This is a genomic window from Clostridium beijerinckii (genome assembly GCF_008705175.1).
In the GTDB taxonomy this organism is placed as follows: Bacteria; Bacillota; Clostridia; order Clostridiales; family Clostridiaceae; genus Clostridium; species Clostridium beijerinckii.
On sequence record NZ_CP043998.1, the window covers coordinates 3,787,913 to 3,812,907 of the forward strand.

Annotated in this window: 22 protein-coding genes; 6 read left to right on the forward strand and 16 right to left on the reverse strand. The window is 30.6% G+C overall.

Annotated features, from left to right (window positions below):
• Positions 1 to 213: 213 nt before the first annotated feature.
• From F3K33_RS16930 to F3K33_RS16955, 6 genes are all read right to left on the reverse strand, one after another.
• A complete protein-coding gene (locus tag F3K33_RS16930) occupies positions 214 to 2,262 on the reverse strand; it encodes an alkaline phosphatase family protein (protein WP_039769327.1) in 2,049 nt (682 codons plus the stop codon).
• Positions 2,263 to 2,404: 142 nt separating this feature from the next.
• On the reverse strand, positions 2,405 to 3,232 hold the full coding sequence (locus F3K33_RS16935; protein ID WP_039769325.1) for an ABC transporter ATP-binding protein: 828 nt from the start codon (positions 3,230 to 3,232) through the stop codon (positions 2,405 to 2,407).
• A 15-nt stretch (positions 3,233 to 3,247) separates the two neighbouring features.
• Positions 3,248 to 4,288, reverse strand: coding sequence for a taurine ABC transporter substrate-binding protein (locus tag F3K33_RS16940; protein ID WP_039769323.1), 1,041 nt, complete (start codon positions 4,286 to 4,288; stop codon positions 3,248 to 3,250).
• A 98-nt stretch (positions 4,289 to 4,386) separates the two neighbouring features.
• The gene (locus tag F3K33_RS16945) at positions 4,387 to 5,196 is read right to left on the reverse strand and encodes an ABC transporter permease subunit (protein ID WP_039769321.1); all 810 of its coding nucleotides are present in this window, start codon (positions 5,194 to 5,196) and stop codon (positions 4,387 to 4,389) included.
• Between the two features lie 953 nt (positions 5,197 to 6,149).
• The gene (locus F3K33_RS16950; RefSeq protein ID WP_039769319.1) at positions 6,150 to 6,485 is read right to left on the reverse strand and encodes a hypothetical protein; all 336 of its coding nucleotides are present in this window, start codon (positions 6,483 to 6,485) and stop codon (positions 6,150 to 6,152) included.
• 418 nt (positions 6,486 to 6,903) lie between these two features.
• Positions 6,904 to 7,551, reverse strand: a complete 648-nt coding sequence (locus F3K33_RS16955) for a TetR/AcrR family transcriptional regulator (protein WP_039769317.1) — start codon at positions 7,549 to 7,551, stop codon at positions 6,904 to 6,906.
• Positions 7,552 to 7,703: 152 nt separating this feature from the next.
• Between F3K33_RS16955 and F3K33_RS16960 the strand changes: the two genes are divergently transcribed.
• Positions 7,704 to 9,371 carry an MFS transporter gene (locus F3K33_RS16960; RefSeq protein ID WP_039769314.1) on the forward strand — a complete coding sequence of 556 codons (1,668 nt, stop codon included), beginning with the start codon at positions 7,704 to 7,706 and terminating at the stop codon, positions 9,369 to 9,371.
• A gap of 377 nt (positions 9,372 to 9,748) precedes the next feature.
• Here F3K33_RS16960 and F3K33_RS16965 read toward each other — a convergent pair whose 3' ends face one another.
• From F3K33_RS16965 to F3K33_RS16985, 5 genes are all read right to left on the reverse strand, one after another.
• Entirely contained in the window at positions 9,749 to 10,054 is a 306-nt protein-coding gene (locus F3K33_RS16965; RefSeq protein ID WP_039769311.1) for a hypothetical protein, read from the reverse strand.
• Entirely contained in the window at positions 10,047 to 10,574 is a 528-nt protein-coding gene (locus tag F3K33_RS16970; protein ID WP_017211008.1) for a hypothetical protein, read from the reverse strand. Before F3K33_RS16970 ends, F3K33_RS16965 begins: the two co-directional genes overlap by 8 nt.
• Positions 10,555 to 11,007, reverse strand: a complete 453-nt coding sequence (locus F3K33_RS16975) for a hypothetical protein (protein WP_023976046.1) — start codon at positions 11,005 to 11,007, stop codon at positions 10,555 to 10,557. Before F3K33_RS16975 ends, F3K33_RS16970 begins: the two co-directional genes overlap by 20 nt.
• A complete protein-coding gene (locus F3K33_RS16980; RefSeq protein ID WP_154861671.1) occupies positions 11,004 to 11,516 on the reverse strand; it encodes an RNA polymerase sigma factor in 513 nt (170 codons plus the stop codon). Before F3K33_RS16980 ends, F3K33_RS16975 begins: the two co-directional genes overlap by 4 nt.
• Before the next feature lie 341 nt (positions 11,517 to 11,857).
• Positions 11,858 to 12,283, reverse strand: coding sequence for a PTS sugar transporter subunit IIA (locus F3K33_RS16985; RefSeq protein ID WP_012059521.1), 426 nt, complete (start codon positions 12,281 to 12,283; stop codon positions 11,858 to 11,860).
• A gap of 109 nt (positions 12,284 to 12,392) precedes the next feature.
• On the opposite strand from F3K33_RS16985, the gene F3K33_RS16990 reads away from it, so the two are divergent.
• The 4 genes from F3K33_RS16990 to F3K33_RS17005 all read left to right on the forward strand — a co-directional run bounded on the left by F3K33_RS16990 (position 12,393) and on the right by F3K33_RS17005 (position 16,691).
• Positions 12,393 to 13,307, forward strand: coding sequence for a helix-turn-helix transcriptional regulator (locus tag F3K33_RS16990; RefSeq protein ID WP_039769305.1), 915 nt, complete (start codon positions 12,393 to 12,395; stop codon positions 13,305 to 13,307).
• Between the two features lie 158 nt (positions 13,308 to 13,465).
• Positions 13,466 to 14,587: a DNA alkylation repair protein gene (locus tag F3K33_RS16995; RefSeq protein WP_039769301.1), complete on the forward strand. Its 1,122-nt coding sequence runs from the start codon at positions 13,466 to 13,468 to the stop codon at positions 14,585 to 14,587.
• A gap of 295 nt (positions 14,588 to 14,882) precedes the next feature.
• Entirely contained in the window at positions 14,883 to 15,941 is a 1,059-nt protein-coding gene (locus F3K33_RS17000) for a galactose ABC transporter substrate-binding protein (RefSeq protein ID WP_039769299.1), read from the forward strand.
• Positions 15,942 to 16,307: 366 nt separating this feature from the next.
• Positions 16,308 to 16,691 carry a desulfoferrodoxin gene (locus tag F3K33_RS17005; protein WP_012059525.1) on the forward strand — a complete coding sequence of 128 codons (384 nt, stop codon included), beginning with the start codon at positions 16,308 to 16,310 and terminating at the stop codon, positions 16,689 to 16,691.
• A 261-nt stretch (positions 16,692 to 16,952) separates the two neighbouring features.
• Here the strand turns inward: F3K33_RS17005 and F3K33_RS17010 are convergent, their stop codons facing one another.
• From F3K33_RS17010 to F3K33_RS17025, 4 genes are all read right to left on the reverse strand, one after another.
• Positions 16,953 to 17,369 (reverse strand): MaoC family dehydratase, encoded by a 417-nt coding sequence (locus F3K33_RS17010; RefSeq protein ID WP_012059526.1) that lies wholly within the window; start codon positions 17,367 to 17,369, stop codon positions 16,953 to 16,955.
• A gap of 64 nt (positions 17,370 to 17,433) precedes the next feature.
• Positions 17,434 to 18,828 (reverse strand): GntP family permease, encoded by a 1,395-nt coding sequence (locus F3K33_RS17015; RefSeq protein WP_012059527.1) that lies wholly within the window; start codon positions 18,826 to 18,828, stop codon positions 17,434 to 17,436.
• A 74-nt stretch (positions 18,829 to 18,902) separates the two neighbouring features.
• Positions 18,903 to 20,447 carry an acyl CoA:acetate/3-ketoacid CoA transferase gene (locus tag F3K33_RS17020; RefSeq protein ID WP_039769297.1) on the reverse strand — a complete coding sequence of 515 codons (1,545 nt, stop codon included), beginning with the start codon at positions 20,445 to 20,447 and terminating at the stop codon, positions 18,903 to 18,905.
• A 289-nt stretch (positions 20,448 to 20,736) separates the two neighbouring features.
• A complete protein-coding gene (locus tag F3K33_RS17025) occupies positions 20,737 to 22,461 on the reverse strand; it encodes a sigma-54-dependent Fis family transcriptional regulator (RefSeq protein WP_039769295.1) in 1,725 nt (574 codons plus the stop codon).
• A 512-nt stretch (positions 22,462 to 22,973) separates the two neighbouring features.
• Between F3K33_RS17025 and F3K33_RS17030 the strand changes: the two genes are divergently transcribed.
• A complete protein-coding gene (locus F3K33_RS17030) occupies positions 22,974 to 23,882 on the forward strand; it encodes a glycoside hydrolase family 18 protein (protein ID WP_084670505.1) in 909 nt (302 codons plus the stop codon).
• Positions 23,883 to 24,025: 143 nt separating this feature from the next.
• Here the strand turns inward: F3K33_RS17030 and F3K33_RS17035 are convergent, their stop codons facing one another.
• The gene (locus F3K33_RS17035; protein ID WP_017210998.1) at positions 24,026 to 24,661 is read right to left on the reverse strand and encodes a flavodoxin family protein; all 636 of its coding nucleotides are present in this window, start codon (positions 24,659 to 24,661) and stop codon (positions 24,026 to 24,028) included.
• Between the last annotated feature and the right edge of the window lie 334 nt (positions 24,662 to 24,995).

Sequence of the window (24,995 nt, forward strand, 5' to 3'; positions counted from 1 at the left end):
ACCGTAATTTTAAGAGACTATAATGCCGGACACCTTATAATCAATTTATTAAATAAATTCATTATAATAATAAGCAAAACTTCTATGCGCTTATTATTTAGTTTTCCTTATAAATTTTCTGCCTATTTTAAAAAGCAGCTATCAGAATTCTTACTTTCCGATAGCACTAATTTTTTATTAAAACAGATGAACTTGTTATTTTTTCGGATATTCCTAAATATCTTCTGAGAATATTTGATAAATTGGGGCTCCTTCACACTGTGCTGGGTAACGTAAACCTAGTAATACAGAAACTGAAGGCGCAACATCCACTTGCCTTATAATACGTTCAGTTGTAAATCCATTCTTTATCCCAGAACCTGCTGCTACAAAGATTGGTGATACTGATGTATCAAAATATCCTTCGGAAGTTGAAAGGCTGTCTCCATGAAGTCTATTATATTTTTCTTCAATAGAAAAGAATATATCTCCACATTCTGGTCCATGAGTACCAATTAAAACAGCATCTTTATTTCTAAGGCATATGCCCACAACTCTTTTACCAGTTTTATCATCTCTGTAATTATACAAGTCAGAGATTATTTGTTCTTCTAAATCATATTTATCTTTAGGATCTACAATACCATATTTATCACGGCCTTTTAGATTAATATAAATATAATTACTACGAATCTGAACAGCTCTTGTTTTATCCCAATCTACTTCTCTTGTTGAATTACCATCTTTATCTTTTTTCAAAACTGTATAACCAAGCTCTTCCATGACTTTTGTATTTAATCCGCCATATTCACCTAAAATTGGAGGTACATTTTCTCCAACCATAAGCCCATGATCACTTACAAGTAATACAGTCCATCCTTCATCTAATAGATGCAGGAATTCACCAATATAATCGTCTGTTTGTATATAGAATTTTTCAATAAATTCCTGATATACTTTTTCATCAGTGTAATCCCATGGCTCAAGCGTCTTAGCAAGATGCCATAATTGATGTCCTGCACAATCAATATTATGAAGATGAGAGAATACTACATCATATTTTTTCTCCTTAATGCAATAATTAAGACAATCCGCCTGCCACTTATCGTAAATTGCCCAGGATGGTTCAAAGATTTCCCTTACTAGTTCATCATCTTCTCCACCGATTAAACTAACAGGCGGAACATGTCCAACATTCTCAGTAATATCTTTGTATAAAGATTTTTGATGCCATAATTGATCATTGGAGATGTCAAGAGCATTACTAATCCAGACTCTAACTTTATTGCCTTGTGGATCAAGTTCTAAAATCTTCATTGAACGACATGCAGGCTTTGTCACTTCTTTCTTTGTAACATCGTCTATTATACCTGTTACCATCTTATCTTTCTCTAAAATGACGATTGGTTCATCTGCTTTCTTATTTTTATAAATTGCTACTTTATCATATTCACCAGCTTCATTTTTAAGAATTAAGGCTGGACGTCTAGTTACACCGCTTGAAGTTATTATAGTGAATTCTTTTGCTCCTTCCGGCGCACTTTTCCACCCCTTTGCCTGTTTAAGTGGAGAATTTACAATATCATAAGCCACTTTACTTCCAATAACAATTTCTGTATCATTATCATCCATAACATAGGTACGAATTTCACCGCCTTGACGGGCTGTATCTCCCCACCAAAGTTCCATCATTTCATCATCAACTTCATCGTCTAAAGTGCCTTCTAAATCTGTAATTATGCAACCAACACCTGCTGGTTTTTCGACTCTTGGTGCATAACGAACCTCTTCGATTTCAGGCGAAGCAACAATAACTTTTTCCCAATCAAGTTGTGCAACTCCCATATTAACAGATCCTGGCTGAGTTCCATCTACAACACTCAAATTTTCACTGTGAGAAGTTGGCGGCCAAGAACTGCCTGGCCAATGCCAAACTAATGTTTTTAAATCAGCTTCTGATGTAATATTCCAAATCTGTTCAGCAGTGCAGTTACGCGAATCCATATTATAAACAACTGCATCAAGACTTTCAGGAGATTGTCTCCAGTAACAAGTAATTCCATGTGTTCCTGGATAAGCACCTGTAGCAAGTGTTGTCCAACAAGGCGGTGTAATTGTTGGGATTGCACCAATTTGTCTTAAATCATTTCTAGCTGAACCACGTTCAATCAGCTTTTTTAAATTTGGCATTTTTCCTTCTTTTAAAAATTTTTGACTCACTCTTGGATCCATGCCATCTACACCCAAAACCAATAATTTTTGAGTAAGTGCTGCTCTTTTCATAATATTTATCTCCCTTCAACAATTCTGTCGTTAATGTACCTCCATCAAGAGGATAATAAATCAAAAATTTCTATTACTCTTAATATCGATACTTATTTTTGTGAATAGATCGTGCGCTTTCTTTCATTTAGCGTATAATTTGTTAAACTTCATTTTCTAAATCATTTCCCTGAATCAATTCTATTAACGAATCTCTAAGCTCTCCAAATTCTTCTGAAACTCTGATTTTTTTAAAGCTATTATCATCATATTGTTGAAGTGGATTTTTAAAATCACTCACAATTCTTCCCGGATTAGCATTCATTACAATAATCCTGGTTGATAAAAGAATCGCTTCTTCCACATCATGAGTAATAAAGAAAAAGCATTTATTAGTTTCTTTCCATATCTTCTTTAGATGTTTTTGCATAGCTTCTCTCGTTAATGCATCTAATGCACTAAAAGGTTCATCAAGCAGAACTACTTTTGAGTCTGCCGCTAATGTTCTTGCAATTGCTGCACGCTGCTTCATACCTCCAGACAATTGATGAGGAAGCAGTTTTCTAGCTTTTTCTAAACCAACTAAGTCAACATAATGATTTACGATTTCTGCTCGCTCTTTTTTAGGAATCTTCTTCATCTTAAGTCCAAATTCAATATTCTTTTCAACACTTAACCAAGGAAATATGTTAGGCTGCTGAAAAACAACTCCTACATCTGAATTTGGCTTAGTGTGCGGTGCTCCATTTATAAGTACTTGCCCTGAGATATCTGTATTATATCCAGCGATAGCATTTAATAATGAAGTTTTCCCACATCCAGATGGTCCAAGAACACAGACAAAATCATCATCAAATAATTTAAGCTCAATGTTATTTAACACATTTGAATACTCTTTTCCATTTTTATATATTAAATTAACATGTTTTAATTCAACGGAACAATTTGCTTTTCTTTCTTCTGGTCTATTTATTTCTACTAACGATTCCATATTATATCTCCTCTATTAATTATATAAATCGTTTCTTACTGCCTTCTTGAAAGTTTCAATATCTGGTGAAGTAGTAACTGCTTTTTGAGTTAACAAGAAATCACTTGTATCCTTTAAAATTTGTGGTAGTGTACCTTGCTTGTCTGCTGTTCCTATATATTCTGCTTGCTCAGACTTATCTAAAACAGAAATTTGATTCATAGCTTGCTTTGTATCCTCAGTGCTTAGTCCAAGTTCTGCTGATAATGTTTTTACTACATCATCTGATTGAGTTTTATATGACTTAGTAGCTTCATCTAATATATCAATATACGCCTTAACTACATCTGGGTATTTAGCTGCAAAGTCATTGCTTACAATACCAAATTCACCAGTAACAGCTCCGCCTTTAGCAACATCTTCAGATGAAAGTATTACTTTTCCACCATCTGAAACTAGCTTTGATTGTGCTGGCTGCCAAATGTAAGCTCCATCAATTTCCCCTCTGCTCCATGCCGCTATAATGTCTTGTGCACTCATATCTAAAATAGTAACATCATTTTCTGAAATATTATTTTGTTTCAATGCAGCAAGTAAGCTATAGTGTGAAGTTGAACCAAATGGAGTTGCAATCTTTTTACCCTTTACATCTGCTATTGAATTGATTCCAGATGTATTTTTTGCAACAAGTGCCTCACTTGAACCGATTATATCATGTAAATAATAAATTTTATAAGGAAGGTCATTAACAATTCCAGTTGTTCCTGGAGGTGTACCAATGGTTGCAATATCTATAGATCCACTAGCCATTGCAGCATTTACATCACGCCCAACATCAAATTGAACATACTTAATTGAAATTCCCGGGAATTTTTTTTCAAGTAACTTTTCACCTTTTGCAAGAAGTTCTCCATTTGGGGACTGAAAATATCCTAAACGTATTTCTTTTGGCAGCGCTGAATCTGAAGCTTGAGTATTCCCTGTTGTACTAGCTGTTTTTGCTCCTGAGCAGCCTGTTATTAAAATACCAACTGATAAAATAGCTGACAGAAGTACTGTATATTTTTTAATTTTCATAAATAACACTCCTTTAAATATCTTTATGTACTTGCTTGTACATTGATTGATTTTATTAATAATCTACTATTACTCAATATAAAGAACTTTCTATTTTTTTATTTTTCTAGCCATGGTGAAGCCTTCCTGATCAAAAATCTCACAAAAGAATCTAATATAATTGCTATAATTCCCATAATTATAACTCCAGCATAGACAATATCGTTTCTAAGATATTTACTTGCATCCAATACCATCCAGCCTATTCCTGATACAGCTGCAACCATTTCTGCTGCAACCAAAGTTGCATAAGCAACACCAATAGCTGTTCTAAGACTAGTCAATATATCTGGCAGGCATGATCTAAAAATAACACTGATAAAAAGATTCACTCCGCTGGCACCTAATGATTTAGCGCCATTAATTCTATCTATCGGTACTTTTTGAACACTAAATATAACCCCAATTAATAAAGGTGCGAATGCATTTAAAAACAATAAGATAATTTTTGATTCATCTCCAATTCCAAACCAAAGTACAATTAATGTATAATACGCTAGTGGCGGAAGTGGACGATAAAATTCAATAAATGGATCTAAAATTGCCCTTACAGTCCTTGAGCTACCTGCAATAAGTCCTAAAGGAACACCAATTATTATTGCAAAAAAGATAGCAATAAAAAGTCTCTCCATGCTTATAGCAATATGAGATACTAGACTTTCTCCCTTATAGCCTTGTTTTGCTAATTCAACAAATGCCTGCCATACTTTTTGAGGCGATGGAAGAAATACTTGATTAATCAAGCCTTTACTTGTGGCAATTTCCCATACAATAAAGAAAATGATTACAGATGTAAAAGAAATACCAATATAAAAAATTTCACCTCTTTTTCTTTTCACTATTCTCGCAGCTGTGTCTTGATTATTCATATAGGTTAATTTCCCTCCCCCATTTCTTTTTACATCTATTTTTTAAATTCTTATTTTTCATACACATCCCCCTTCTTTACTTTTCCTATACAATTACTATGATTTAATTTTAAATATATCTTACTAGACCGTCCAAGTATTGTCAATAAAAAATACTATAAAACATATCAAAAAAGTAAGATTTATTTTTCTAAGGAATATATGGTAACTTACAATATGTTTATATATTAATATAAATCCTGATAAATTACGCTGTTCAGCAAGTTCAATTATTGAACAATGTAATACTATCACTGTTCAATGTTCAACGCAATAAGTTCATGTATTTTTTCACATTTATAGTAAAATAATTGTGATATATATTTACACTAAATAAATAAGTACGCCCTCAACAATACTTATGAAAATTAAATAAATACTTTTTCCTTTAAACATACAAAATTATGCACAAAAAGCAAAATTATCATAAGTTTTCTTATATTTTCTTAAAATATTCTTTTTATTCCTAAAAATATACGTTTTATGATACACTATTTGCTTTTAACTACCTAAATTCACTTTTTCGTAATCATTATTTGTATATTTTTACAAATAAAAATGCTTAAAGCCTCTATTTTGCTCTAAGCATTTTATAACTTACTTTTTTCACGGTATTAATATATGAAAATCTTAAATTTAAGTATCATCCTAGTTACTTTTCGAATAACTCATTGGTTTTTATTTCTTGATGACGATATCGACCTCTTTTAATGTTGATTTTTTATATTATATAACCTTTTGCGGACACTACTGAATACAAGCAAGGTAAAATTCACACTTATGTCCCCACTTTGGCTTTTCATTAACTATGATAAAAATTACATAAAAACAATAGCAATATCAAATAGAGACAGCACTGTACAACTACCTTGCTCTCTCTATTTCTTAATTTTTATTATAAAAAATCTATTACTCTAATTACATCTAATACTATTTATGCACCTTACAGCAGCTTCTTTTGCATCTTGGCACCCTTCTTGTGCACCTTCTTGGTATCCTTGACAATATCCTTCTTCACGCCCTGCTTCTACTCCTGCACAATATCCATCCTTATATCCTTGGTTATAAGCATCTTCTAATGCACCAGCTGAAGGATAATTTCTTCTACAACGGCATTGAACATTTTCCCCAAGAGTTCCATTACAATTACATCGTACATTTTCTCCAAGAGTTCCGTTACAATTATTATTACTTACAGCTCCAAGAGTATTAGAATTTCTATATCTTCTTCTATGACATCTGTATCCCATTTCTTTTCCTCCGTAAATTATCAAATTTATAATCTTTTGATTAAACTTCTAATTATATACTATGCTAATTTACTATATTTGTTATTGCTTTTACAATATATACTCTAATAATTGCTCATAAAATAGAAATTCCGCATTTTCATAAATATTAATAAAAGTTCAACAATAATTTCGTATAAAAATTTCAACTTTACGTATACTAAAAATGGGTTTATTCTTAAACCTAGGCATTCATTCTTTGCCCCTTTATCGGGGCTTTTTTAATATATACAAATAATATTAATACTATAAATTTAATCTATATATAAATAGTATGTACTTCTATGAAGAAAATTTTTCACTATACTAATCATATCGTTATCTTTATGTTAAAAGATAACGTTGACCATAAAGCCACTCGTGCCAGTAAATTAATATCCTATGTTACCTTTATATAATTTGTACAATCTTTAAATAAGCAATATAGCATATTAACACATTTCTCAATGCACAAATCTATGTCTTTAATTTCATCATCAAATTTAATCTTATGGCATACATCATCTGTTATAAAAAATGAATAATGGTAGAATAATCTTTCTTCCTCTTCGCTGTTAAAAGGTATAGATAAAGCTTTGAAAATTTCTTTAATTTTATCTTTTCTCTGCTCATCATATTCTTTCCTCAAAGCAGCTACATCTTTATCTAAGAGTGTTAATGCTTCCATTTCATCATGAAAAGTTTTAGAAAAGTCATGATATTCTAACATCATCTTTATAAATACTTTAAATAGTGGTTTTACTACTTCAGCATTATCAAATTCCTTATCAGCATTTTCTAACCAATAATCATGACTTGGATAATCAAAACTTTTGTTAATTCTTTCAATTACCTTAAGATAAATTTCCTTCTTATCTTCAAAATAGGCATATACAGAACCTGTCGCTACATTGGCTTCATTAGATATATCTGCTGTCGTAGTATTATAATAACCTTTTTCATTAAATAGTTTATAAGCTGCTTCTAAAATTCTATCATATTTTTCTAAAGCTCTTTTTTGTGTTGGTATTCTTGTCTTTCTTTCCATCTTTATCACCTATTTAAATAATAAAATATAAAAAAATAAAAGTCAATAAAATATGAAATTCATTTCATGTATTGACTTTTAATTTTTTCCAGTATATTATATAAACATGAATTTAATTTCATATTCATATAATAAAGATTTTGGAGGTCATCATGAATAAAAAACAAAAAGTATTAGCATTTATTTCACTGGCAATAGCTTGCTTCTTAACAGTATTAGATTCAACCATAGTTAATGTATCTTTGCCTTCTATGGCTGATTACTTCAACACAGATATAACAGGAATATCATGGGTAAGTACCGCTTACTTGATTCCATTCTCAGCTCTTTTAATAAACTTCTCTAAAATCGCAGATATTTTTGGAAGAAAGAAACTATTTATAATTGGTCTTATAGTATTTGGTATTTCATCAATACTTTGTGGTCTTTCCACTTCCCTTTCCATGATTATAATTTTTAGAATAATGCAAGGGATAGGTGCTGCAATTCTCGCTCCATTAGCCATTCCTTTAGGTATCGAATTATTTGGTAAAGATGCTATGTCAAAACTTGCCATTGTAATTGGTATGACAATTTCTATAGCTGCAGCTTCTGGTCCTGTTGTTGGAGGAATATTAAATGAAGCCTTTGGTTTTAAAGCAATATTCTATGTAAATGTTCCTTTTATAATCATCTCTTTAATCTTTGGAGCTCAATGTCTTACAGAATGTTATGATAGAACAATTGAAAAGCGAATAGATTTTATTGGCTCTATATTATTAGCTTACGGAATCGGAGCACTAACCTTTTTCCTTGTTAAAGGAAGCTCATATGGCTGGGGCAGTACAAAAATTGTTACTTTAATAATAACCTCAGCAATTTCAATTATTGCTTTCCTAATATATGAATTAAGATCAAAAAATCCAATGATAGAATTTAAATTATTTAAAATAAGAAGCTTTACTTCTTCAATCATAATAGTCGGAATAATATTCTTTGCTTATATGCCTATATCTTATTTAATGAATTTCTATCTAGAAAACCAATTAGGTTATTCTGTCTTAAAATCTGGACTTATTTTAGGTATAGTAAGCGGTGTCTCATTTCTTACCTCTCCAATCTTTGCAATTATATCTAAGAAATATGGTGCTAGAGTTATTTCATTATTAGCAATAATTTTTGTATCTTTAGGTGATCTTATGTTTGTATTTATGAATAGTTCAAACAATATGAAGATAATTTATAGTGCATTCATTGTAGTAGGACTTGGTGTTGCTTCAACCTCTCCATTATATAAAAGTGCATTTGATGAGGTTTCAAAAGATAAGAATGGTATTGCTTCAGGAATACTGAACAGCTTTAGGCAACTAACTGCATGTTTAGCTATAGCCTTAGTTTCAACATTAAGCAGCTATTACACTACTCAAGCTATAGATAATTCAAAAAGCAGAATAATCGAACTTGTTAATAACAATACAGTTCTTGAAGATCAAGTGAAATCTACGATAGTTGATAAAATAAAGACTGCAGACACCAGCAAAAATACTTCCTTTTCGAAAGATATGGTTGATAAATTAATTAAAGACAAAGAGGATACTGTGTTAGCTTCTGCTCCTGATAAAATGAAGCCATCTATAGAAGAGAACTTTAATACTCAAACAAAAGAGATCCATAAGGTCTTAGATGACATGACTGTCATAAAAAATGATGAAAGTAATAAGGTTTATAATAAGTGCTTCCTACTTACAGCAATTATTGCAATTTTAGGATTAGCAGCAGTACCTTTTAATAAAATGAAAGAAAGTGAACTTGGAAAAAACAAACCAGAATTTGTAGTATGAATATTTCGAAACAATCATTGAAATGGCATTAATATTTTCAGTAAAATAATTCTTATCATATTATAATATAGAAGTTTTATTTCTCAATATAATATTTATTTTTCAGCATTCTGTTGATAATTATGATGCTTAATTTCAATTACAGTAAATAAGCCCAAGACAGTTCGATATGTCTTGGGCTTATTTTTTACCATAGATATTGACTATAGATGCATTACTATCTATAGTCAATTCTTCATTCTAGCTAAAATGATATGCACTCATTTAAATTATTTTTACATAATAAATTTATTATTCACTTTTTATCTATTAACCATTAAATCATAATAAATATAACTTTAATTTATAATTCGAAATATTTATTCCATAAATTTCAACTAAATTGTTGCTCCAAACTGTGGAGAATGAGTAACTATAAATTCAGCTCCTCCCATTCCCATAGCAAAGAATACTAAAATAATAACTAATATTATTGCACTAAAATCATATTGCATTTTTTCTTGATTATTTATTATATAAGCTGCGATAATCTCTATTCCAACACTTACTAATATAAGTGGCCACATTGATAAAATTAAAAGAACATTGAGATTAGTTATAAACAATCTTAGTAAAAACATTATCCCAAATATAACTAAAGCAAGTCCTGAGGTTAATGTGCCTACCTTACGCCCCTTAATCATCTATCTCACTCTCCATTTTTTTCCCCTTGATAAGTTTTATACCAAGTGTAACTATTGCTACTCCTATGATTACTTTAGGAATGTCCCTCATTAAATCATAAATAATAAAACGGCGTAGTTCGTATGGAATATATGGTTCTAAAATACTCATTATATTTTCTATAACTAAATATACACCTAAAAATAAGCATACAACTCCTACTGTAAGTCTACGTTTCTCAAATATATCTTTGTCTAATTTTGCTAGCTTATCAATAGAAAACAAGTACTTATCCTCTAAAAGTAAAAGTTCGTCGTCATTTAAATTCATTCTATTAGTACAATCAAAGAAAGAATAAAACCAAATAAGTGGCGCTATATATAATAGCGGTCCTATGTTAAGCCAAGAAGAAAGAAATATTAAAAAGAAGAATACAGACATAAACGATACTCCTATTTTCATAAATCCCATATACATATGTCCTGCACCTGGCAACATTGAAAAAACAAAAGTCAAAAATCTACTTTTTCTCTTGATCATTATTAAAAACCTCCAGTTTAATTATTTTTTCAGAAAAGTTATTAAGATTTACATTAACCGAATCTACAATCCTAGAATCCAATGGTCTAACATGATTTGTCGCTGTATTAACCAAAGAATTTAATCCATTTGAAAAAACCAATACTAATGCCACACTAGCTGCAACTGCAACTTTAACACAATAAAAACGGAACTGAATCTTGCTTTGCCTCTTACTTTTTATTTTAATTTGTACTTTTTCTTGAAAACCTAAAGGAGCTTCTGCAAGTTCATCTTCTTTAAAACTATCAGCAAATTCACCAGCACACATTTGACAATCACTAATATGTTCTAATATATCTATCATTTCTTCGTCGCCTAAAATGTCAAACTTTAGCATGGTTAATGTTTCTTCAGTTAAATGACCTTCTTTATCAAATAATCCATTATTCACATGAACTCCTCCTTCCATAAATCCTTTAACATTTTTTTTGACCTGTAAAGTTGCGTTTCCAAAGTTTTAATATTCTGCCCGGTTTCCTTTGCTAAATGTGATAGTTTGACATCTTTGCAAAAATAATTTATAGCTACAGTTCTATATGGCTCTTTTAGCTTGTTGCATAAAATTTGTATTCTCTCTGTAGCATTCTTTTTAACTACTGTTTCCTCTGGTGAATCTCCTCTATACTCAAGATCTTGATATTCATCTTCTGACAAGCTAACTGTTTTTCTTGCCTTACTCTTAAGATAATCCTTACATTTATTTGCAGCAATTTTAGTAAGCCAAGCCTTAAGGTTATCACCATCAAAGCCTTCCCAATTTTGATATGCTGATAAAAATGTTTGCTGAGCCAAATCTTCAGCATCAAAATAATTTTTTGTGAAGGATAAACAAATAGTGATAATTAACCGTTCATATTGTTTTATGCAATTTGAGAATTGTTCTTTTTCAATATCTATCACCACCTTAATTAATCCTTACATTAAATATAACGATTAATAAATAAAAAACACTTCAACTTTTTTAAAAATTATAAAGAATTTATTGATTTATCAGCTGCATAAAATTTATCAAATAATAAGATTATACTGCCATTTGAAAAAAGCATATGACGTATTGCGAGTTCCACATGAATATTCTTTGATTCAAAAAATAATAAATTTCTATTTTTATAAACTTTATTCTATAAATAATTTCTTATAAGTCATATAAATGTTTATACTCTCATAAAATTTATTATTAACATTTTCCTAAATGCAAATAGGAGAACTTCCTCCCATTCAGGTTTAGTTCTCCTATTTGCTCATAATATGTCATCATCTAAATTTCTACCTGTTTGTTTCTCTAATTGTTTTATGGCGTTTTTGCCCCCATTTTTTGCAATCTCTAATAGCTCTGAAAGACTTGATGAAATATCTCTACTTGCAAAAACTTCTAATAACATTGGCATATTAACTCCAGTTATGACCTCCATATCTTCCTTTTCTAATGCAATCATACTAGCAGCATTAAATGGACTTCCACCAAAGAGATCAACCATAACTAAAATTCCTTCTGTACAATTTAATTCTTGTATAAGTTTATTGTATTTATCTAATAAATTTTCAATTCCCTCTCCTGGCTTAAACGTAACACATCCAATATTCTTTTGTTCTCCATAAATCATTTCTGCCGATTTAACTAACTCTTTAGATAAATCTCCATGAGTTCCTACAATTATTCCTATCATTTAAATTACCCCTTTTAAAGTTTTTTCAGTTAATCTTTCTATATTAATGATATAATATGACATTATGTTGTCAAGTTATATATTATATATTTATATGTGAGGTGATGTTATGCAAATTAGCAGATTGTTTCAAATTATATATATTCTACTCAAAAAAAAATCAATAACAGCAAGAGAGCTATCAGAGCATTTTGAAGTATCTGTCAGAACAATTTATAGAGATATTGATGCTCTATGCCAGGCTGGAATTCCTATATATTCAAGTCAAGGTAAAGGAGGCGGTATTTCATTAGTAGATAAATTCATTTTTGATAAATCACTATTTTCTGAAGTTGAACAGGATAAAATTCTACTTGCTCTACAGAGTCTTTCCGCTGTAGGATATGATGATATTAATGACGTATTATCAAAATTGAGCAATCTTTTTCAGAAAAGTGATATTAATTGGATTGAAGTTGATTTTTCTAATTGGGGTAGTGAAAGAAAACAAAAAGAGATCTTCAATCTAATAAAAGAATCAATACTAAAGCAAAAAGTAATCAATTTCTCATATTTTAGTGCTGATGGTATGAAAAGTAATAGGTATGTTGAACCTTTTAAATTGTTATTTAAAGATAAAGCCTGGTATCTACAAGGATATTGTCTTGAAAGAACAGCGTTTAGAACCTTTAAGATAACTCGAATGAATGATATTAATATTACAGATGAAAGTTGTATACATCAATATTTACAAGATCTTATGGATGATTCACCATCAGAAAAATTCAGTGAACTAATTCATCTTAAACTAAAAATATCTTCAGAAGGTGCCTATAGAGTATACGATGATTTTGATGAAGAAAATATAACTATCGATAAAGATGGCTCTTACTCCATAGACATTTCGATGCCTGAGGGTGAATGGATTTATAATTATCTTCTTTCCTTCGGGACAATGTTAGAAATTATAGAGCCTATAGATGTCCGAAACGAAATTATCAACCGCTTAGGTAACATGATAAATAAATATACTTCTAAAACTTGACATAATGTAGTCAAGTTTAGTTTATTACAATAATAATAAATAAAATTTAACTGTATAAGGATTACGTTATTAAAATATTTTAGTATATTTTAAATTCAGATTATAATAAAATATCAAGTTTTTTGATATAGTAGTTACAAGGAGATTATGAAATACTTATGAGTGAACCACTAAAAAATATTTATACGTTAGAATTTTTAAATGATTTTTCAAATAAGATACACAATGTTTATGCAGAATTTAATAAGAGCGATTTTGTCGCTTCAGTTTTAGCTTATCCGTGGGATGAATTGCCTTTAAAGGCTCGTATTCATAGAATAGCTGAAATATTAGGTGACTACCTTCCTAATGATTTTGAAAATGCCCTAAATATCTTATTCTCCATTAATAAGAGTTGCGTAGGTTTTCCATATCTATTCTTTCCAGATTTTGTTGCTACCTATGGGAAGCAAGAGAAGTACTTTGAGCTCTCTATGGATGCCTTAGAACGTTTCACTCAACAGTCATCTTCAGAGTTTGCGATTCGACCATTTTTATTGAATGACCCTCGAGGTGTAATGGAATATATGATGAAGTGGTCATTATCTCCTAATGAACATGTAAGACGTCTTTCAAGTGAAGGCTGTCGACCACGTCTTCCTTGGGGGATAGCTCTTTCGATGTTTAAAGCCGATCCATTACCTGTTTTTAAAGTGTTAGAAAATTTGAAAGAAGACGACTCTCTTTATGTTCGTAAGAGTGTTGCTAACAACCTTAATGACATTTCAAAAGATAATCCTGACGCTGTTTTAGCGATAGCGGAGAATTGGATATGTCATAATCAAGATACTGATTGGATTTTAAAACGCGGCTGCCGTACCCTTATTAAAAGAGCTAATCCCAAGGCAATGTCACTCTTTGGTTACACTAGCTCTTCAGCTGAAAATCCCATATTTAGAAATGCCTCAATCTCTGTTCAACCTAACCAACTTAAAATTGGAGACAGTTGTGAGTTAAATTATTCACTGGATATAGACTGGAGTTCTCCAGTACATATCCGCTTGGAATATGGCATTGATTTTATAAAATCAAATGGTAAATCATCACGTAAATTATTCTTTTTATCTGACAAAACATTGTTACCTAATGCACATTTACAATGTACGCGTATACATAGCTTTACCGATCTTACTGTTCGTAAGCACCATCCTGGCATTCATAAAATTGTTCTTATAGTTAACGGCATAGAATATGCGCAGACTACATTAAATATTCTTGGATGCAAATATGATTATAAATAATCTACTATTGAAATTAAAAAACAGGGATATCAACAATATTAAACAAACACTGTAAATGTATTATCGCAATATATATTACATTCAAATAATATCCATATTACATGAATATTTTTACGAAGATTTCATATAATATAGATGTTTTCATGATTTAAACTATCCACTTTCAGCCCCATTATTGGGGCTTTTTTATTTATCCTGAAAATTATTTTTAACTTATAGATATACTTAGATTAAGTATAAACTTTTTCTTAAAACGTATAATACATTTATAAGTACACAGGATTGGAGGATTTAAATGAAAATATTAAAAAAGATATTAGCTATAACTGCAATTACCATAATATTTAGTACGGTACTTAGAAGCATCTTTCTCAATAATACAGCTATTGCAGAAGATTCTAAACAAAGAACTACTATTAGAGTTGGCCTGTTTTCGGCAGATCTTAATGATGATTACCTTATATTTCTCCGTAAAAATTTTGAAGATATACAAAATCAACATCCGAACGAAGTCATCTTTACATTTTATGATGCGAAATTCAATCAATCAACACAAAATGCCGAACTTGATACCAAACTTAATGAAGGAATTGATTTAATATTGCTAGATATGGTTAATGTTAACGATATAGGAGACTTAATTAATAAAATATCAAAATATGAAATTCCAGTAATAGTTTTTAATAGAGAACCACTTACAATGGATGCTATAAAATCATATAAAAAAGCCCTATATGTAGGTACTGATTCAAAACAAGCTGGTACTTTACAAGGTAAAATTATTACTGATGCTTGGAATAATCATAAAGATTTAATTGATAAAAATAAAGATAATGTATTACAATACATTATGCTTATTGGTGAAAGACTTAATAAAACATCTATAGATAGATCTGCATATTCTATTTCAACTATACAGCAGGCTGGAATTAAAACAGAGGAACTTGCGTCACCTGTTTTAAATTGGGATAGAGAAACAGCGCAAAATACTGTTGATGCATTATTCCTAAGACTTGGAAGTAAGGTGGAAGCAATAATTTCAAATGATGATTCTATGGCAATTGGTGCAACTAAAGCATTACAAAAATATGGCTATAACACTGGAAATAAATCCAAAGTAATTCCTATTGTTGGAGTAGATGGCGTTCCTGAAGCTAAAGAATTAATTTCAAAAGGCTTTATGTTAGGCTCTCCTGTCCAAGATACTAGTGTTATGGCTAACACTATTTATACAATAGGTTCTAACTTAGTTCATGGAATAAATCCTATTGAAGGAACACCATACAAATTAGATGAATCTGGAGCTGCTGTTCGTATACCATACGAAGAATATACTGGCCCAATGTTTCAATAAAAAATCAGATAATAAAAGCATATAATTTTTATAAATTTATTTTATTAACTAATAATTATTATTGACTAATGCAATTATTATGTATATAATAGTCTTAAAGATGACACTCTCATTTTTTTCTAATTATGTCAGCTAAATTTTAAACACATAGATTATTTTAATCTTAAAATATACATAAATAATAATTTTAAGATTCTTAGTCATTAAAAAGACATTTTAGAAATAAATTTAAAGAGTACAAGACTGTTGTAATGACAATTAAACTTGGTTATTTAGCAGAAAGTAAAACTTTATATCCGAGGTCTTGCAAAAAAAAATTATGAAGAAATAGTTAAATAATTATAATTAAATTTAGGAGGTAATAAAATGACTGAATTGAAACAAGTTTATAAATGTGAAATTTGCGGTAATATTGTGGAGGTTGTTCATAATGCTGGAGGTACACTAGTATGTTGTAATCAGCCAATGAAGCTTAAAGCTGAAAACACTACTGATGGAGCAACAGAAAAGCACGTTCCTGTAATTGAGAAAGTTGAAGGTGGAGTTTTAGTAAAGGTAGGCTCTGTAGAACATCCTATGCTTGATAATCACTATATAGAATGGATTGAAATTCATACTGAAAGTAACGTATATAAAAAATTCTTAAAACCTGGTGAAAAGCCTGAGGCTTTCTTTAAGGTAGATGAACCTGTCCTTTTTGCTAGAGAATATTGTAACTTACATGGTTTGTGGGCTGAAAAAAATTCTTAATAAAAAACTTTTTATTTAAATGAATATAAGTCTGTAATCATTTGATTATTACTTACATATCTTAATCAAATGACTACAGACTTAATGTTTTACTTAGAAAACTTCCACTTCAACATTAATACATAAATCCTTCTAAGAAAATAATATACTTTCATATAATACAAAGCAGATCCATTCATTATTTTTTATATTTTTAGTTAATGTATAAAAACAATGTGAACTTCAAATTAATGAAATTCACATTGTTTTTTGAGCTTGTCTTTATTTAGGAGGCATTATTGTTGCTATGCCTTTAAGCACTTGAACACCATCTTGATTTGTACATATAGTACTCAATTTTATTCTATTTTTATCTTCAATTCTTTCTATCACTTCTACTTCAGCCTTAATTGTATCTCCTATTTTTACTGGAGCCGTAAATTTTAGTTCTTGTCCAAGATAAATTGAACCTGGACCTGGCAATTGCATTCCTAATACTGCAGATACTAAGCCAGCAGTTAACATTCCATGAGCAATTCTACCTTGAAACATTGTTTTTTCTGATTCAACTTGATTTATATGTGCCGGATTTAAATCTCCTGTTATTCCGGCATATAAATATACATCAGTTTCTGTAATAGTCTTTTGAAAAGATGCCTTATCTCCAATCTTTAATTCCTTTATAGTTAATCCTTTCACTAGTACTCCCCCTTCTTTGCTATATAATTTTCAGAATATTATTTGTAAGTATTTTCAATTCTAATTAAACAAAATGTAATAAGCTTTGTAATGCTATTAATGCAAATACAGTTCCTGTCTTTATGCAAGTGATTACAAATATATCTTTATATGATTGTTTATGAGTTAACCCTGCAATTCCAAGTAAAGTTATAACTGCACCATTATGAGGTAATGTATCCATTCCACCTGAAGCCATAGCAGCAACACGGTGAAGTAATTGTGGATCTATTCCAACACTATTTGCCCAAGTTAAATATTGTTTTCCAAAAGTATCAAGTGCTATACTCATTCCTCCTGAAGCAGAACCTGTAACTCCTGAAAGAACATTTACTGTAACTGCCTCTGAAAGTAATGGGCTTCCATCTGGGTTAATATTAGTTAAAGCATGAGCTATAGATTGAAATCCTGGTAAAGTTTTGATAACATTACCGAATCCTACTTCTGATGCTGTGTTCATAACTGCTAAAAGTGATCCAATTGCACCAGCATTAATTGCTGCAGCAAAGTTTCCTTTCATACGTTTTGGGTTAATTGACACTGCAAGAGTAATACCAATTACAAGTGCAATCATAAGAGCCCAGTTATTCATTGAACCTACAACACCAGCTTCTGGTATGTTGTATGGAGCTTTAGTTACCCAAGAAACGATATCCCATTTAGGAAATACAACTTTTTGAAGAACTAGAGTCACTATAAGTACCGATGCTAATGGTAATGCTGATATAAATGGATTCGGCAAGCTGCTGTCTTCAACAATTACAGGCTCTTGCTTATGGTTTGTTCCATATCCTTCTCCTTTTGCCTGAGCTTTGCGTTTGCACCATTCTAAGTAGGATACACCACAAACTAAGACCATAATTGCACCTAGGGTTCCAAATATAGGAGCTGCATATAAATCTGTGTTAAAAAATTTCATTGGTATAGAATTTTGAATTTGAGGTGTTCCTGGAAGCGCATCCATTGTGAATGTGAAAGCACCAACAGCAATAGTTGCAGGAACAAGTCTCTTTGGTATATCTGCTTCTTTAAATATAGAAGCTGCAAATGGATAAACAGCAAATGCTACAACGAAAAGACTTACTCCACCATAAGTTAGTATAGCTGCTGCTAGTATTACAGATAGCATAGCTCGTTTTTTCCCTAATTTATCTACTATAAATTTTGCTATTGATTTTGCTGCACCAGATTGCTCCATAACCTTACCAAATACTGCACCTAGCAAGAAGAATGGAAAGTAAACTTTTACATAGTTACCCAAGTTAGGTAAGAATATTTCCGTATAAGTTGGCATAATCGCCATTCCTGAAAATATAGCTGCCATAATCGCAAATATAGGTGCGAAAACAATAACTGAAAACCCCTTATAGGCCATAAACATTAAAAGTGCTAAGCTTAATAAGATTCCTATAACTGCCATATACAAAACCTCCGTTATTTTATTATTTTTCTTTTCAAATATTTTATCCGTATCCTATTCACTTATATTAGTTGTTACTTCAACTTCATAGGCTTATCTTTAAAAATTCTTTCATCCATTGTTTTTAAATTATTTGATATTATTGGCTTAAAGTCCATTTGATCAATAATATCCTTTTGTAAATCTACCCCTGGAGCTATTTCTTCTAATGTTACTCCATCTTTTGTCAATCTGAAAACTGCTCTTTCAGTTATATATAATACCGGTTGATTTACATCTCTAGCATAATCTCCACTGAATGTAATTTGTTCAACATTTTTAATGAACTTCTTTGACCTTCCCTCATTTTTGATTACTAGCTTGCCATCAGTAACATTAATTTTAAGTCCTCCTGCTGTAAATGTGCCACAGAATATAACCTTTTTTGAATTTTGAGTTATATTTATAAATCCTCCACATCCAGCTATCTTAGGACCAAATTTACTTACATTTATATTGCCTTTTTCATCGCATTGAGCTAGTCCCAAAAATGCTACATCTAACCCTCCGCCATCATAAAAATCAAATTGAGATGATTGATCTATAATGCTATCTGGATTTATAGCTGCACCAAAACTTAAACCTCCTGCTGGAATTCCACCAATTGGGCCAGATTCAATAGTTAATCTCATTGTATCTCCTATTCCTTCTTCATTGGCAACCATTGAAATTCCCTCCGGCATACCTATACCAAGATTAGTTACTGCATTTGGTATAAGTTCCATTGCACAACGCCTTGCTATTATTTTTCTCTCATCCATTGAAAGACATTCGATAGAATCTACTGGCATTCTTATTTCTCCACTATAGGCTGGATTAAATGCTTCGGCAAATGTCTGCATATGGTCTTCACTGTTAGCTACAACTATAGCATCTACAAGTATTCCAGGGATTTTTACAAGCTTTGGATCTAAAGTTCCCTTAGAGACTATTTTCTCAACCTGAAGAATTACTTTTCCACCAGAATTTTTTGCTGCCTGTGCCATAGCTAAACCATCTAATGTTGCTGCTTCCTTTTGAAGAGTTGCATTTCCATCTTCATCTGCATATGTTGCTCTTAATATAGATACATCTATAGGAAATGCTTTGTAGTAGAGATATTCCTTATTATCAATTTCGATAACCTTTACGATGTCCTCTGTTGTACATTCATTTAATTTTCCTCCCTCAACTCTTGGATCTACGAAAGTCTTTAAACCAACATGAGTAATTGTACCTGGTTTACCTGCCGCAATATCTCTATAAAGGCTAGATATTACTCCTTGTGGAAGATTGTAAGCCTTTATTTTGTTTTCAATTGCGAGCTTTTGGATCTTAGGAGCTAATCCCCAATGACCACCTATTACCTTTGAAAGAAGACCTTCTTGTCCTAAATGATTCAAACCTTTTTCTTTACCATCTCCTTGTCCCGCTGCATAAACAAGAGTTAAATTATTAGGGGCACCTTGTTCTAAGTATATTTCCTTAAGTTTCTTAGAAACCCCTTCTGCATGCCCAGCACCTATAAATCCACCAAATGCAACTGTGTCTCCACTTTTGATTAAGGCGATTGCTTGTTCTACCGACATTATCTTGTTCATCTTTACTCCTCCTTTTCACACTTTTATATACTCCATAAAGCAAGAGTGTAATATTTTATTTATAATTCCTTTTACACTTATTTATATAAGCAATATCCGTGCCAAGATTTCGAGTATGTATTCAACGTAAAACTGCGCTTTTCTATAAGTAATTTCATAAAAAATTCTTAATAACAGAAAGTTTTTGTTCGTTATTTCGTACAGTTTTCTAAGTAAACATTTACATAGTGTATGATTTTCCGTACAATTATTTTGCATAAAAAAAGTAGTTGTTCGTAAAAACGAACAACTATGTTTGTATTTTATATTTTTCTATTTTCTCATATAAACTAGTACGCCCTATATCAAGAATTTTTGCTGCCTTAGTTTTATTGCCATCCGCAGCCCTAAGGGCAAGAATAATAGCATTTTTTTCACTTTCAGCAAGAATATCTTGAAGCTTCTTAGGAACCATTGAAACCTTTTTGCCTGTGATCTCTTTCGGTAAATCTTTCACTTCAATGATCTCACTATTCTCCATAATGTTTATAGCCCGCTCTAATATATTTTCTAATTCCCTTACATTACCCTTCCATTCATAGGTTTTAAGATATTGTTCAGCCTCCTTAGAGATTCCTCTAACCTTCTTATCTAAATCAACTGAAAGCTTTTTTATTAAATGATTAGAAATAAGTATTATGTCATTTCCTCTTTCTCTTAAAGGTGGAATTTCAATTGTTACGACATTAAGTCTATAATATAAATCTTCACGAAACTTACCTTCTTCAACTAATCTTTCAAGATTTCTATTTGTTGCAGCAATTATTCTAATATTAATCTTTTTACTAGCTACGCCACCAACCTTTTCAACTTCTCTTTCTTGAATAACTCTTAATAGCTTTACCTGCATATGGAGAGGCATATCTCCAATCTCATCTAGAAATATAGTACCTTCATTTGCAATCTCGAATTTTCCTATCTTACCTTCTTTTTTGGCACCTGTAAAAGCTCCTGATTCGTAGCCAAATAATTCTGATTCAAGTAAATCACTTGGAATTGCTGCACAATTAACTTTAACAAATGGCCCTTCATGTCTATTACTTTCCGAATGTATTGCATGTGCAAAGATTTCTTTACCTGTCCCGCTTTCCCCTAAAATTAGAACATTTGAATTTGTATGAGCTGCTTTTTCAACTATGGCTTTAGCCATAACAATAGGTTCACTCTCACCTATAATATTTTCAAGGGAATAATTTGCTTTATTGAATTCTCTAAACCTTGATTTATAAGTAGCTAATTCCTTTTCTATAACGCTTATTCGTTTATAAAGGCTATTTAATTCTTTTACATTTCTAAATAAGACCTTACCAACTACCCCAATAATTTCTCCATTTTTTACTATTGGTATTCTTGACGCTATCATATAGCTTCCTTTTATCTTATGAAGTTGTGCTACTTCTTCTTTTCCAGTTTCTAATACTATTGGCATTCTAGTATTTTCTATCACTTCATTTACATGCCTGCCGATAGCATCCTCCCTCTTAATCCCTAAAAATTCTGTATAGGCATTACTGATCATAGTAACTATCCCCTGCTTATCAATGATAATCATTCCATCATAAGCAGTTTCAATTACAGTATTTAGTATTTCTTTGCTATCCCTCTCTTCCTCAAGCTTATGAATTAACTGACTATAATTTGTTACATTACTAAAAATTAGCATTGATCCTTGTGTATTAGTATTTTCTCCAAAAGGTATGATACTCAAAATCAAATTCAATTCATTAACTACTATTGGCCTTTTAATTTCCTCTTTTTTAGTTGACAGAAAGTATTCTATATCTGGATCTGGCATTATTTCTTTAATATTCTTGCCTAAACCACCTTTACTATCTATATCAAAAAGAATACTAGCTGCTTCATTAATAAAAAGTATTTTATCGTTACTATCAACTGCAATTATTGCATTAAACATATTATCTAATATTACTTCAAGCTTACTAATATAATTTTTGAATAATGGTTTGTTGCTCATGTAACACCTTCTCTCTTAAATCTTATTTTTAAGTATTTTACTAAAGATTCCAAGTAAATACAAGTGATAAAGTAACTATTCTGGAACATGGTTTTCAGCTTTATATTCCCATTTATAAGCCTTCCACATATACTTTTATTAAATACAAATTAAACCTTAAAAAATATAGATATTCACCTTTAAAACTATATTTATGTGCTAACTTAAAGTTTTATCAACTTTTTTAATATGCTCATCTAACAAATCTAAATTAAAAACATTGTTATTTAGGATATATTTCATAGTGTGAATCCAGGCCATAATTGATTTATCTACACACATATTCCAATAATAAATCTATCTTGAAACTCTAGCGAGCCAAGTAGTCAATTAGTTCTAAATAATTGCAATATATATGTACTTAAATTAAATATAAATATTTTATAAGAATTTAGAAAGGACTGATAGAAATAAAAAGAATAACTTCATCTTATTATTCATCTAATACAGCTAAATATAGAATAGTAGGATATATACACGGTGCCACCACTAATGTAAATCCTAACAAATTAACTCATATTAATTACGCTTTTGGAAGTATTATAAACAATTCAATTTTTATTCCTGATTATCAAAATTTAATGAATTTAGTATTATTAAAATCTCAAAATCCAAAATTAATGGTCATCCTTTCAATAGGTGGGTGGGGAGCTGAAGGTTTTTCAGATGCAGCATATTCAGAGTCATCACGGAATAGTTTTGCAAATAGCTGCCTGGATATCGTAAATAACTATGGTATAGATGGAATAGACCTTGATTGGGAATATCCTGTTAGCGGCTCTTGTAACCTAATTAAATGTACTCTTAAAGATAAAGAAAATTTCACGCTTTTACTTAAATCTATACGTAATAAAATTGGAACGAATAAAATACTCAGTATTGCAGCTGGAGCAGATAAATTTTACATTAATAATGTAGAAATTAATGAAATAGTAAATATCTGCGATTATATAAATTTAATGACTTATGACTTTGGTTATAATACTCATAATGCAAATCTTTATCCAACTTCCTCTACCTATGGATCGGGTTTTAGCTGTGATGAGTCAGTAAATATATTTTTGCAGGCAGGTGTTCCAGCTATGAAAATTAATTTAGGCATTCCTTTTTATGGGTATTATGGTCATGAATATCTTTCATATGGAAATCTACTTGAAAATTATATAAATAAAAATGGTTGGACTAGATACTGGGATTATGAAGCAAAAGCCGCTTATTTAAAAAATTATGATTCATTTATTACTTATGAGGATGAAGAATCAATTGACTATAAAGTTAAATATATAAAATCAAAAGGCCTCGGTGGCGCAATGTTTTGGGAATATAATCAAGATTACAATGATATTCTTCTAAATAAATTATGGACAGGTTTAAACGAATAATATTACATGCATAAAAAATAAAAATAGGATGTTACTTAATTCATCCTATTCTTATAAATAAATATATTTTTTTTAATACCATTTTATTGAATTTAATTTTTGAAATACTAATTTAATTAATTTAGTCATTATCATTTTAAACACTATCTAATAAAGTTAGTAAATATTTTCTCTTCACCTTTACTTTCTTCTACATTAGCTTTCCCAGAATCAGCAAGTTTTAATAGCCATGCCATGTTCTTTCCTAAAACTCTCATTATCTGCATTCCTTCTTCATCCTGAACTGCTTCTCCTGGTGCTGTACCGTGAACTACGTTCCAATAGTTTGATGTTGGCATTAACATCTCAGAATAATTAAGATAATTATTTAACTGAGTAAATGTTGGAACTCCACCAGACCTTCTAACTGCGACAACACTTGCACCTACTTTGTGTCTAAGCATGCCATTATTTACAGATGTAACATAAAACGCACGATCTAAAAATGATTTCATAGTTCCTGCTATGGCAGAATAATGCACTGGAGAGCCTAGAATGATTCCATCAGCTTCTTTCATCTTTTGAATCCAATCGTTAACTTCATCATTCTGCATAACACACTTTTCGTTCATATTTCTGGCACATCCGCCACAAGCCATACATCCACGTATAACCTTATTTCCAACATGAACTATTTCTACATCTATATTCTCTTTCTTTAATTCTTCTGCTACAGCTTTTATTGCCTCATAAGTATTTCCATTCTTTTTAGGACTTCCATTAAAAGCAACTACTTTCATAATACATACCTCCATAATATTAAAATCATGATGTGATTATATAACTCAGTAATGTAAGTAACAAGTACGCACTTTTTAGTTAGACAACTTACTTTTTGGTAAGAATTATTGAATAGCCTACATGTAAGGCCATAATAAATTTTTCATAAAACAATAATATCCTTATTCTAATTCGCAATATATAACTTATCTAATAGTCATGGTAAAATAACCATTATCTTATACAATCTTCTAAATTATTACTAACATATATTTTACATTTTGCTTAATTGATTTGATATTATCAGACAGGTTGTTTATACTAATATCTAGTAACATTTATAAATATTTAAAA